General features: G+C 67.2%; 1 pseudogene. It reads right to left on the bottom strand.

The window, feature by feature from the left end:
• Window positions 1-1670: pseudogene (locus tag EN906_RS33295) on the bottom strand (translocation/assembly module TamB); the annotation flags it as partial.

Raw genomic sequence — 1670 nt, 5'->3', positions numbered from 1 at the left:
TGCGAGGTCTGCACGCCCGCTGCGTCGAGATTGAAGGCAATGGCGGGATTTGCCGGCGCGCCCGTCACCTTGACCGTGCCCGAAATCGAGCCGGCGGCGTCGAGGCCCGGCGAAAAACTGTTGGCGAGCGACATCGGCACCCGCGCCAGCGTCGCATTGATGTCGAGCGCCGTGCCGACCTTGCCGGTCACCGTCGCCGTGCCACCGCCAAGGTTGAGCACCAGCCGATCCAGCGTCGTCGTGCCATTGGCGATGCTGACGCTCGAGGCCTGGGCAATGGCCGCCTTGATGCCCTGGACGGTCGCCTGGCCGGAGGCAAGCTCGATAGTTGTCGTGCCGTTGGCCACTTTCACCCGGCCGGCGGCCCGCGCCGGAATGCCCTTGACGGTTGCGCCGCCGGCGAAGCCGGTCCAGTCGCCGTCGCGCTTTAAGTCGACATCGATGCCGCTGATCACGGTGCCGCCCGAAATGACGGTGTCGGCGCGGATCTTTCCGGAGATCACGGGCGCCGCCAGATAGTTGGCGACCAGCGCATCGATCGAGACGGCTTTCGCCTGCAGGTCGCCGCGCGTAATCGACGCGGTCGCCGCCTTGATGGCGACCTGCGGTGCGGTGCCGTTCTTCGAAAAGGCGATCGTGCCGCGCACGTCGCCTTCGGCCTTTTCCAGGGCAAGTGCCGCCAGCGGGCCGATATCGGGCAGGTCGAGCGCGATGGTGCCGACCGGCACGAACTTCTCGTCCAGCGCCAGATCGCCGGAAATCCTGTTCTTGCCGAGCGACAGCAGCAGGCCGTTGATGGCGCTCTTGCCGTCCGCCGTCGCCAGCACCGCACTGCCTTGCAGCGCCTGGCCGGCGACATTGCCGGTCAGTTGCACGTTGGCCGCCGGATTGGCGGCATCGGCCTTGCCGGTGGCGGTCAGCTTCAGCCCGGTGATCTCTCGCGCCGCCACGAGAAGGCGCTCGCTGTCGACCGTCAGTGACAGATCCGGCGCACTGGCCGGCCCCTGTGCGTTCAACGCAAAGGCGATGGCGCCCTTGGCATCCTTCGACAGCAGCGAGATGTCGCTCAGCGCGCCCTTGATGTCGGCGGCCACCTTGTTGTCGGCAAGGCTGGCTTGCCCGTCGGCGGTCAGCGCACCCGAGGTCAACTTCAATCCGCCTATGTTGATGCTGCCGTTGGGGTCGCGCTTCAGTGTGGCGCTGATCTCAGCGCGTTCGCCAAGCATGCCGCGCGCCGCCGCCGGCAAGGCCGACGATGGGGCATCCGCCTTCAGATTGAGGTCTATGGCACCGTCTCGCAGCGATACCTGGCCGGCGACCTGGCTGTTCAGCGCATCGCTCTTGAGCGAGCCGCTGTCGATGGCAAACAGGTCGGCCGTCAGGCGGCCGCTGATCGCCGGATTGTCGAGACCGACCTTGTCCACCGACACCGTGCCGGAAACCGGCCCTGCACGGTTCTTGAGATCGAACGCATCCGAATGCAACGCCAGGGCAAGCCCGTCTACCCTCGCCGGACTGGTGACGATCGAGGGCAGGATCGCGGAGACATCCAGGCGGGCCCGCGTGCTCTCGCCCGCCACCTTTGCCGACAAGGACTGGATCTCGATCTTGACCGGGCTCTCGGCGCTGCCGACAGTCAGCGGCAGGCTGGGGCCGGATGAGATGAGATC

The sequence above is a fragment of the Mesorhizobium sp. M7A.F.Ca.CA.004.06.1.1 genome (assembly GCF_003999135.1).
Taxonomy (GTDB): domain Bacteria; phylum Pseudomonadota; class Alphaproteobacteria; order Rhizobiales; family Rhizobiaceae; genus Mesorhizobium.
Note: the sequence above shows the minus strand (reverse complement) of the source record. Positions and strands in the feature narration are given on the sequence as shown.